This window comes from Bradyrhizobium sp. 142 (assembly GCF_023074015.1).
Lineage (GTDB): Bacteria > Pseudomonadota > Alphaproteobacteria > Rhizobiales > Xanthobacteraceae > Bradyrhizobium.
Genome location: NZ_JADPKQ010000446.1, coordinates 41,980 through 51,702, shown reverse-complemented (window position 1 = coordinate 51,702; position 9,723 = coordinate 41,980). Strand labels below are relative to the sequence as shown.

Here is a 9,723-nt window from a genome sequence, read left to right as displayed (position 1 = left end):
CGAAGCCGACGTGACGGAGCCCACCATCTGAACCTCTGGCGCGGACGCAAAACAAGCCGTTCGCGCTCAATCCGGTGAACCGCCGTATACGGACCCGTATGTACGGTGGTGTGGGAGGGGAGAGTCGCGAGACTCCCCCTATCCCGATTGCTGATGACGCTTCGCGTGCCTCGCGGGCGAGCCTATTTCTTCTTCACGCCGACCCGCTCGATACTTTTGATGGCGAGCGGCGTGTTGCCGGATTTCTCCGCGATTTCGCGGTCTTGCTCCATGATATGGCCGCGTGCGGGCTCGTCGCCGTCGAGCCCGCCCAGGATATCGGCAGGCACGCGCCGGTTCGAGCGTTGGGAGCCGTCTTCATAGACGACGTTGAAAAAGGCGAATTCGCCCTTGGGATTGGTTCCAGGTTTCTTGGCCATGGCGGGCTTGTCGTCGATATGAGTGCCACAGTCAAATGGCTTCGGCGGTGGCAGGCGTCAACGCCGGGCCTGAGGCCACGAACCCCGCACAATCCACCGCCGAAAGCCGTTTGCCGGATGGAAGCGACCGACGGCTCGCATCAGACGGCTCGTATGGCCCAATCCGTCCCTTCCGCAATAAACGGCGGGCCGAGAAAGCCCGCCGTTTATTTTGGTCTTCAGCACCGCCCGGGGCTGGCAGGGCGACAACCTAAAATAGAATGATATCGCTTGCGCTCTGCGGCGGCAAGGCAAATCTTCGCGGTCCTGGTGTCGCGGCGAGCGCATCGGATATGCGTCGTGGGTTCCATACGGATTGTCATTCCGGAGCGCGACAACGTCGCGAGTTATGATGCGCAATTGCGCATCTGAGAATCCATTGCGCCACCAACACTGCAGCCCGATGGATTCCGGGCTCGCGTTGCGCCCCGGAATGACCAGAGAGGAGTGCGCGGCTGCTTATCTCGTGTTGCACGCGCCGCGATATCGACGGCATCAAGCTCGCGCCATCCTTGCCTTCACGGCGCCACCAGCTCCACGCGCCGGTTGAGCTCGCCGGCCTGCATCAGTCGTGTGGCGAGGTCTTGCCGCTTTGACGGGAATCCTGTTCCCGGGCATGGTTGCGCGCTGCCTTCCGCGCATAGTCCCAGAGGATTTTCCCGCATGTTGAGATTTGCCCTCGCCGCCGCCTTCGTCGTTTGTCTGGCCGGCGGCTCGGCCGAGGCCGCGCGTTGCGGCGGTGACTTCAACAGCTTTGTCGCCGGCATGACCTCGGAGGCGCAGGCTGCCGGCGTCTCTGCAAGCGTGACCAGCGCGGCGTTCAGTGGCATTGCTCAGGATGGCGCCGTGCTCGCCTTCGACCGGCGCCAGCGCTACACCTTCAACAAGAGCTTCGAGCAATATGTCTCGACCCGCGTCGGTGCGGGCCGCATCAATGGCGGCCGGGCGCTATTGCAACGCCATGCCGCGCTGCTCTCGCGCATCGAGCAGCAGTACGGCGTGCCGCGGCAGATCCTGGTCGCGATCTGGGGACTGGAGAGCGATTTCGGCAAGGGCGACATCGGCAAGCTGCCTGTGATCCGCACGCTGGCTACGCTCGCGCATGACTGCCGCCGCACCGAGCTGTTCCAGGGCGAACTGCTTGCCGCGCTCAAGATCGTGCAGCGCGGCGACCTGCCGCTGCGCGACCTCATCGGGGCCTATGCCGGCGAGATCGGCCAGACCCAGTTCCTGCCGTCGTCCTACGTCAAGTACGGCGTCGATTTCGACGGCGACGGCCGCGTCGACCTCCGCCACAGCGTGCCGGACGTGCTGGCCTCGACCGCGAACCTGCTGCACACCAGCGGCTTCAAGATGGGCCAGCCCTACGGCGAAGGCACCGCCAATTTCGAGGCTATGCGCGAATGGAACAGAGCGCTGATCTACCGCAAGACGATCGGGTATTTTGCCGATCGGCTGATGGGGCAGTGACGGCATGTCCGTGAGGCGCCGGGCTCGCGCTACACGCGCGGCGTCATCACAACAGCAAGCGGGTGATCCAGTATTCCAGAGGCAGTGACGCGATACCGAGGAGCCGCGGCGTACTGGATGCCCCGGTCGAGCCGGGGCATGACAGCGGTGGGGTTGGCGAGCACTTTCACTCACGTCGGCACGCTTGCGATCATGTTCATCAGGTCGGACGCGGAACTTCCATGTACATTTCTTCAGTTTGGAACCGAACCATATGAGGGTCGCCCCCCTTAACATGCGTTACGTGGCAAAAAGAGCATTTTGGGAACGGCCAATGGGACAAGCACAACCATATCAGGCCACCGCGTTGATTGTTGAAGACGATGTCATGCAGCGCGAGATGCTGTGTCTCTTGCTTGAAGAGAGCGGCTACCGGGTCATCCAGTGCGACAGTGCCGAGGCGGCCGAGCGCGTGCTTGAGAAGAGTGCCGGCGCGCTCTGCCTGATGCTGACTGACGTCCAGCTCGCCGGCCGCATGAACGGGGTCGAGCTCGCGCACGTCGCCAAGGGCCGCAATCCGGGGCTCGACGTCGTCGTCACCTCCGGCCGCCCGCTGATGCAGCCCTTGCCGAACGGTGCCAAGTTCTGGCCCAAACCCTGGGCGCCGCTCGACGTCCTGCGCGAGGCCGAGATCGCGCAGTTGGCGTAACGCCGCAGGAGATGATAGGGACAGACATGTCCTGGCCATTCCTGCTCACGTCGCTCATCGTGGTCGCCTCGCCCGGCACCGGCGTGCTCTATACGCTGGCCGCGGCACTGACGCGCGGCTCGCGGGCCAGCGTCGCTGCCGCCGTCGGCTGCACGCTCGGGATCGTGCCGCACATGATGGCGGCAATGCTCGGGCTTGCTGCCGTGCTCCATACCAGCGCGCTCGCGTTTGCCGCGCTGAAATGGTGCGGCGTCGCCTACCTGCTCTACATGTCCTGGCAGGCGCTGCGCGAGACCGGAGCGCTGGCGGTTGACGGCGAGCTCAGGGAACGCTCGAACGGCCGCGTCATCGTGACCGGTTTCCTGATCAACATCCTCAATCCAAAACTCTCGATCTTCTTCCTGGCCTTCCTGCCGCAGTTCATCGCGGTGGACGAGGCGTACGCGCTGACGAGGATGCTGGAATTGAGCGGCGTCTTCATGGCGATGACGTTTGCGGTGTTCGTCGTCTACGGCCTCTGTGCCGCGTCGGTGCGCGAGCGCGTCATCTCCCGTCCCCGTATCATGTCGTGGCTGCGCCGAAGTTTCGCTGCGGGCTTCGCGGCGCTCGGCGCCAAGCTGGCGTTCGCGGAAAGGTAGGCGGTCTTCTTCACCTCGCCCCGCTTGCGGGGAGAGGTCGCATCCCATCGGAGATGGGATGCGGGTGAGGGGGAGTCTCCGCGAGTCCGACTGCCACCGTCATCGTGGAAGCTCCCCTCACCCCACCCTCTCCCCGCGAAGAGCGGGGCGAGGGAGTGAGAGAGCGGAGTCCAGGCAACAAAAAAGCGGGCCTCGCGCCCGCCACCTTTAATCTCAAGCTTACCCGACGCCCGGGCGGAGCGAGGCTCCACCCGGGCAAAGAAAAAGAAGCTGCGTTACTTCTTCTTCGCCTTCTTGGCCTTTTTCGCCTTCGCCTTCTTCGCCTTCTTCGCTTTCTTAGCCATAGTATCCTCTCAAGGTTAATGGTGGGAACGCGACACGAGGGATGCTCGGCGGAGGGCCAGCCTCGCAACATCCTCGACGACAAACTCAGCAGATTCGCGCCCGCCTGCCCCGCGCTGTCACATCCCCGTCATTACGTTATCCACAGCTCAGATGTGTTTTCGGGCGATTTTCACCGGCGAATCCGCCTCGCGTCGTGCGCGACGCTATCGCACTCGATGCCGACGGCATGGCTAACGATCCGACAATCGCCACGCTCCGTTCACGAAATCAAAACCAAAGCCGAGCTTTCACGGGTCGCAGTGAGACTCCGTTAAGCGCAACCCGCGCATTCTTCCCCGCAAGAAAACGGGGATGGGTGATGGACGAACGGCTGCCAAACGAAGGGGGCGGGACGCTGCGCGCGCTGTGGCCGCGATGTTGAACGTGCCGACACTCTGGACAGTTTTCGTCGTCAACTTCCTGGCGCTCGGCCTGATCTGGGCCTACGTGATCCGCTCCTATCCGAAATTCGAAGCCGCGCGGTTCTGGATGGCATCGGCCTTCGTTGGCGCGGCGGGGGCGCTGACGGCCCTGATCCGCCTGTTCGTCATGTCTCCTCTGCCGCTTCTGATCGGAGGCGCGGGCGTCGTCGCAGCAACCTCCTTCGCCGCGGTGGGCATCCAGCGCTTCTACGATCGGCCGGTGCACTGGCGCGTCATGATTGCGACGGCGGCCTTGAGCATCGGCGGCATCGTGTTCTTCAAGTTCGTGTTCGATCACATGCCGCTGCGCATGCTCTGCTACACGATCGGTCAGGCCCTGCCGCTGTTGCTGGCGCTGCCTCTGCTGCTGTCGCCGCCGGAAGGCCGTGTCAGTCCGGGCGCCCGGCTGTCCGGGATCGTCATCATCACCATGATCGCGATCTTCGTGGCGCGCACGGTCGGCAATCTGCTTGGCGGCGACTTCTCATCCATCGCCGGCAGCCAGTCCCACGCCGTCATGGTGCTGGGGCTCATGTTCCTATCGATGACGCTCAATTTCGGCTTCCTGCTGATGGCGATGGACCGGCTGCGCAACGAGGTCGCCGATCTCGCGCTGCTCGACGACCTCACGGGCGTCGCCAACCGGCGCCATCTGCTGCAGCGCCTCACCGAGGAATGCGCCCGCTCGGAGCGCAGCGGCGAAGCGTTCTCGCTGCTGGTGATCGATCTCGACGGCTTCAAGACCATCAACGACACCCATGGACACGCCGCAGGCGATGCCTGCCTGCGGCACTTCACCCTGATGGCGCAGACGCGGCTGCGGCCCGGCGACATGCTCGCCCGCACCGGCGGCGACGAATTCTGCGTCGTGCTGCCGTCGTCTAGCCTGCGTGAGGCCGCGTCGATCGCCCGCCGTGTGCTCGAGGTCTGCCGCCAGGATGCCGCCGGCTGCACCGGCAACGACATCCCGATCGCGATCTCGATCGGGCTGGCCGAATGGGACCGCAGCATCGGCCAGGTGCCCGACCGCCTGATCGCTCACGCCGATCACGCGCTCTATGCCGCCAAGAAGAGCGGCAAGAACGACCTTGCCGTCTACGATCCGGCACCGCCGCTCTCGCCCGAGCCGGCCGTGGTCGCGCGCAAATTCGCCTGAGCTTGGCGCGGAAAACCGCTGCTCACTTGTCCGGGCCATGCTGTAGGCTCGGATCCGCATTGGGTCCACACAATGATGTCTCGCCTGTTCGCGGCGGTTCTCGCCGCCCTCGTTTTGATCGCTCCTGCCGCTGCAATAGATGCCAAGCTCGCGAAGATCGCGCAGGCCTCCGGCACGCCCGACATTCCCGGCCTGAAAATGGTCTGGCTTTCGCCGTGGGGCGAGGTCCGCAGCGCCCATCCCTGGCGCAACATCATCGTGCATCAGACGGAGGGGCCGGTGGGCTCGGCGCGCGGCGGCGCGCTGGAGCAATCGAAGAGCCCGGCGCGGCGCGGCGTCACGGTGTGGGTCGAGACTGACGGCACCGTCTATTGGGCGGTCGCCGAAAACCTGGTGCCGACCCATGGCGACGGCGCCAACCGCAACGACAACAAGTACATCGACAACAGATCGACCTATCGCCAGGTCGTCCGCGACAACTCGATCGGCGTCGAGTTCGCCGGCAACTATCCTGATGTCGCGACCGGCCCGACCGCGGCGCAGGTCGCGGCGTGGAAAATCCTCGTCCAGGTCCTGCGCGCGCGCTACGGCATTCCGCTCGACCGCGTCTATGCGCACAACTGGATCGACCACAAGGACGCGCGCTACTGCGAAGGCTGCTGGCTCGCCACGCTAGCAAGGATGTGGGGGGAGTGAGGCGGCTCTCTCTTCCTTCTCCCCTTGTGGGAGAAGGTGGCGCGAAGCGCCGGATGAGGGGTTCGCTCCGCAGATGACAATGTGAGAGACGTCTTCGCGGATACGACCCCTCACCAGTCTCGCCGCTACGCGGCGATCCACCCTCTCCCACAAGGGCCACAAGGGGAGAGGGGAAAAAGCAATCACACCGGCTGCGCCATCCAGCCGAACAGGCGCCGGATCAGGCCCGGCCGCCGCGGCAATTCCGGCGACTCATCCGCCGCGAGCACGCGTTTGAAGAAGTAATCCAAAAACACCATGTCGTTCGGCTCGGTGACGGTGAACTGATCGTCGCCGAAGAACACGCTGTAATCGTAGAAGAACGGCCCGACGAACGGCACAGTCGCGGTCGAGGCGTTGTCCTTGGAGATGACGAACTGCGACGGCTCGAGCCCGTGGTCGCGCATCGCCTGCTCGACCAGCGGCAGCTTGCGCATGAACTGTGCGGAGAACCCGCCGACGGTGGATTGCAGGATGATCGACACGGCGCGTGCCTGTCCGCTTTCGTGATGTCGGTCCGATGTGTTTTGGTCGGTTGACCGGTCGCCGTGGTTCAAGGCGAGGTCTGCCGCGCCGAACTCGCTGCACCCTCGCCCCTGTGTGGGAGAGGGTGGCTCGCCGCGCAGCGGCGAGACGGGTGAGGGGTTCTCTCCGCGCGGGGATCTCTTACGGTGAATGCGCGGAGAGAGACCCCTCATCCGGCGCTTCGCGCCACCTTCTCCCACAATTCGCGCCACCTTCTCCCACAAGCGGAGAAGGGACAGCAGCTCGCGCGACCCTCTACCCCAACAAAAAAGCCGGCGTTGCCGCCGGCTTCTTGTCTCTTCGATCCGCCAACTTCTGGCGCTTACGAAATCGCGCTTAGTGCGCGGCTTCCAGCGCGGCTTGTTCCGCTCTTGCGATCGTGCCCTTGACCGCGGACTGCACCTTCTCGAAGGCGCGGACCTCGATCTGGCGGACGCGTTCGCGCGACACGCCGAACTCGGCGGCAAGGTCTTCCAGCGTCATCGGCTCATCGGCGAGGCGGCGCGCCTCGAAGATGCGGCGTTCACGCGGGTTGAGCACGCCCATGGCGCCATTGAGGGCGTCACGGCGGTGATCATACTCCTCGTGCTCGGCCAGCATGGCTTCCTGGTTGGGCGAATTGTCGACCAGCCAGTCCTGCCATTCGCCGGCTTCGCCGTCGTCCCGGATCGGTGCGTTGAGCGACGCGTCACCGCCGAGGCGGCGGTTCATGTCGATCACGTCCTGATCGGTGACGCCGAGACGTTTGGCAATGATCTTCACCTGGTCGGGGCGGAGATCGCCTTCGTCCAGCGCGGAAATCTTGCTCTTCGCCTTGCGCAGGTTGAAGAACAGCTTCTTCTGGTTCGCGGTGGTGCCCATCTTCACGAGCGACCACGAACGCAGGATGTACTCTTGAATCGACGCCTTGATCCACCACATGGCGTAGGTGGCGAGGCGGAAGCCCTTTTCGGGCTCGAAACGCTTCACCGCCTGCATCAGGCCGACATTGCCTTCCGAGACGACCTCGGAGATCGGCAAGCCGTAGCCGCGATAGCCCATGGCGATCTTGGCCACCAGCCGGAGATGGCTGGTGACGAGTTGGTGCGCGGCGTCGCGATCGTCATGCTCGCGCCAACGCTTGGCGAGCATGTATTCCTGCTGGGGTTCCAGCATCGGGAATTTGCGGATTTCGCCGAGGTAACGGGAAAGGCCGGATTCTCCATTGAGGACCGGCAGTGCAGCGGTACGGGCCATAGTGCGCCCTCCAAACAGGTTCAGGCCCCCGATAGCGGCGGGCCAGGCAGACGACCACTTTGTTAAAGCCAGTCGTAGCTGCGATGTTCCGCGTTGGTCATTTCAACGCAGCCGCAATATACCCCATGGGGGGTCATTTAGGGAAGGATTACTGACGTCACGTCCCCGTGTGGCTGCCATAACTTTTTGTAATGTAAAGCTTTTCTGAATCGGCCTGCGTCATAGCGCCGCTTTCAGAGTGCCCTGGAGGAGAAGCAAATCCTCCGGTAAGGGCGCCTCCCAGTGCAGAAGTTCTCCGGTCCTCGGGTGCTCTAATACCAGCAGATAAGCGTGGAGGGCCTGCCGCCCAAGCGCGGTCAGGGCCGCCTGCGACGCAGGCGCCAGCTGGTTCGCCTTGGTCTTGAAATGCGGGCCGTAGACGGCGTCGCCCAGCAGGGGATGCCCGATATGGGCGAGATGGACGCGGATCTGGTGGGTGCGGCCGGTCTCGAGCTCGCAGGCGAGCAGGGTGGCGATCGGCTTGCCGTCGCGCCCGGCGTAACTCTCCAGGATTTCCCAATGCGTCACCGCCTCGCGGCCGCTCTGGCGCACCGCCATTTTCTCCCGCGCGTGCGGGTGACGGTCGATCGGCGCGTCCACGGTGCCGCGATGGCGGCCAGGGGTGCCCCAGGCGAAGGCCATATAGCCGCGCCGCATCGGCCCGGTGCGGCCGTGATCGGCAAATTGCGCGGTCAGCGACGCATGCGCGAGGTCGTTCTTGGCGACCACCATCAGCCCGGTGGTGTCCTTGTCGAGCCGGTGCACGATGCCGGGCCGGCGCACCCCGCCGATGCCGGAGAGCGACGACCCGCAATGGGCGATCAGCGCGTTCACCATCGTGCCGCTCTCGTGCCCGGCCGCGGGATGCACCACCAGCCCCTTGGGCTTGTTGAGGACGATGATGTCGTCGTCCTCGAACACGATATCGAGCGCGATATCCTCGCCCTTGGGCTCTGCAGGCACCGCCTCGGGCACGTCGATTGTGATCGTATCGCCCGAAGCGACATGATAAGCGGGGTCGCGGACCGCGGAGGCCTTAAGGCTCACCGCGCCCGCCAGAATCAGGGCCTTCAGCCTTGATCGCGACAGATCAGCGAGGTGCGCCGCCAGCACGCGGTCGAGCCGGACCGAGCCCTCGTCGTCGCCGACCACGACCTCCAACCTCTGCGCTGAACCCGAGCTTTCCATGACGACGACCGAAACCGCTGTTCCCGAACCGAGCCCCGAGCAGGCCGCGCTGTTTGCGCGGGTGCGGCGGATGATGCTGATCGCGGGGTTGACCACGGCGCTGGCAATCTGCGCCGTGCTGATCGCGGTGGGCTACCGCCTTTTCAAGTCGGAGGGAAGGGCGCCGGAGGCCGTCTTCGATGCCATCGCGACCCTGCCGAAGGGTGCCAAAATCGTCTCGAGTGGGGTGGCCGGGGACCGCCTGGTGATCACGATCGAGATCGGCGGGGTGACCGAGATCCGCACTTTCAACCCCCAGACCTTGAAGCCCGCCGGAAAGCTGAAATTTGCCAATGAGCCGTAAAACGTCGGTTCGGGTCCTTGCGGCGGACAAATTTCGAGGCTATTCGGTAGCCCTCACGCTCCCTTCGTCTAGCGGTTAGGACGCGGCCCTCTCAAGGCTGAAACAGGGGTTCGATTCCCCTAGGGAGCGCCATTCTGCCACCACTCCGAACAAAACTGCGAACCCGACCAGCGCACGGATGCCGAGAATGCTGGTCATCTCGGACATAGGTGATTGCGACTCCATCCATCCCCCCACTAGCTAACGGCCAATTCGTAACGAATACGTCGCGAGCCTAGTTTCTCATTAATACTTAATACCTAATCAGCCGCGTCGGGGGCTACCAAGCTGGAGCTTGTAGCGCCTACGATCCCTTGTATTGTGAGGTGAACCATACGGAACTCGCATGACTGCTGCCTGAAGCGCGCAGGTCACCATAAGCAGGCGCGAACCAACGCGCCG

At 64.2% G+C, this 9,723-nt stretch carries 10 protein-coding genes and 1 tRNA gene; 7 read left to right on the top strand and 4 right to left on the bottom strand.

Features of this window, described 5'->3' with window-relative positions:
• Positions 1–182: 182 nt before the first annotated feature.
• Positions 183–419 carry a hypothetical protein gene (locus tag IVA82_RS40780; protein WP_247387165.1) on the bottom strand — a complete coding sequence of 79 codons (237 nt, stop codon included), beginning with the start codon at positions 417–419 and terminating at the stop codon, positions 183–185.
• Between the two features lie 702 nt (positions 420–1,121).
• On the opposite strand from IVA82_RS40780, the gene IVA82_RS40775 reads away from it, so the two are divergent.
• The 5 genes from IVA82_RS40775 (at position 1,122) to IVA82_RS40755 (ending at position 5,912) form a co-directional block, all read left to right on the top strand.
• Positions 1,122–1,928, top strand: coding sequence for a lytic murein transglycosylase (locus tag IVA82_RS40775; RefSeq protein WP_247387164.1), 807 nt, complete (start codon positions 1,122–1,124; stop codon positions 1,926–1,928).
• A gap of 313 nt (positions 1,929–2,241) precedes the next feature.
• Entirely contained in the window at positions 2,242–2,616 is a 375-nt protein-coding gene (locus IVA82_RS40770) for a response regulator (protein ID WP_247387163.1), read from the top strand.
• Between the two features lie 26 nt (positions 2,617–2,642).
• On the top strand, positions 2,643–3,254 hold the full coding sequence (locus IVA82_RS40765) for a LysE family translocator (RefSeq protein WP_247387162.1): 612 nt from the start codon (positions 2,643–2,645) through the stop codon (positions 3,252–3,254).
• 759 nt (positions 3,255–4,013) lie between these two features.
• Positions 4,014–5,216, top strand: a complete 1,203-nt coding sequence (locus IVA82_RS40760) for a GGDEF domain-containing protein (protein WP_247387167.1) — start codon at positions 4,014–4,016, stop codon at positions 5,214–5,216.
• 72 nt (positions 5,217–5,288) lie between these two features.
• The gene (locus IVA82_RS40755) at positions 5,289–5,912 is read left to right on the top strand and encodes a peptidoglycan recognition family protein (protein WP_247387161.1); all 624 of its coding nucleotides are present in this window, start codon (positions 5,289–5,291) and stop codon (positions 5,910–5,912) included.
• Positions 5,913–6,094: 182 nt separating this feature from the next.
• On the opposite strand, the gene IVA82_RS40750 is transcribed toward IVA82_RS40755, so the two are convergent.
• From IVA82_RS40750 to IVA82_RS40740, 3 genes are all read right to left on the bottom strand, one after another.
• A complete protein-coding gene (locus IVA82_RS40750; RefSeq protein WP_247387160.1) occupies positions 6,095–6,436 on the bottom strand; it encodes a hypothetical protein in 342 nt (113 codons plus the stop codon).
• 376 nt (positions 6,437–6,812) lie between these two features.
• Positions 6,813–7,712: an RNA polymerase sigma factor RpoH gene (gene rpoH, locus IVA82_RS40745; RefSeq protein WP_148741962.1), complete on the bottom strand. Its 900-nt coding sequence runs from the start codon at positions 7,710–7,712 to the stop codon at positions 6,813–6,815.
• 219 nt (positions 7,713–7,931) lie between these two features.
• Complete coding sequence (locus tag IVA82_RS40740) at positions 7,932–8,939, bottom strand: RluA family pseudouridine synthase (protein ID WP_247387159.1); 1,008 nt, start codon at positions 8,937–8,939, stop codon at positions 7,932–7,934.
• Between IVA82_RS40740 and IVA82_RS40735 the strand changes: the two genes are divergently transcribed.
• Complete coding sequence (locus IVA82_RS40735; protein ID WP_247387158.1) at positions 8,938–9,282, top strand: hypothetical protein; 345 nt, start codon at positions 8,938–8,940, stop codon at positions 9,280–9,282. The two genes, IVA82_RS40740 and IVA82_RS40735, sit on opposite strands and share 2 nt — an antisense overlap.
• Before the next feature lie 57 nt (positions 9,283–9,339).
• Positions 9,340–9,414 (top strand) — tRNA-Glu (locus IVA82_RS40730).
• Positions 9,415–9,723: the final 309 nt, after the last annotated feature.